This is a genomic window from Alcanivorax sp. 1008 (genome assembly GCF_020667895.1).
GTDB lineage: Bacteria > Pseudomonadota > Gammaproteobacteria > Pseudomonadales > Alcanivoracaceae > PGZG01.
On sequence record NZ_JAFMPS010000108.1, the window covers coordinates 1 to 345 of the forward strand.

The following is a 345-nucleotide window of genomic DNA, read 5'->3' on the forward strand; positions in this document are numbered from 1 at the left end:
TATTCAACCAATATCATAGCTACAGATGTGCCTTTGGCTCCAACTTCTGGTTTTAGTTGTATGTTTCAAATAACCTCAGAAGATACAAGCAGTAATACATTTGAACTAACCTTTGCACCATCAGTTGATGCTTGTCCTTACATAATTTCAGTACCAACGACGTTCACCTTAACAGGTGGTCAAATTGCTGTGTTGAATATTCAAGGTGTAGATATCGATTATAACCATGCATCAAATTCCATAACATTTAACTATCAACTATTTGGTGCAAATCCAGGAGATGATATTAAAATCACCTTTTCAGGTACGTACTACGACATCTTAGGAAATTCCCATGCAATAGTT

1 protein-coding gene is annotated in these 345 nt (G+C 35.7%); it reads left to right on the forward strand.

The window, feature by feature from the left end; genetic code table 11:
• Positions 1 to 345, forward strand: a 345-nt coding sequence (locus J1C54_RS16495) for a hypothetical protein (RefSeq protein WP_229150076.1), incomplete at both ends; no start/stop codon positions are given.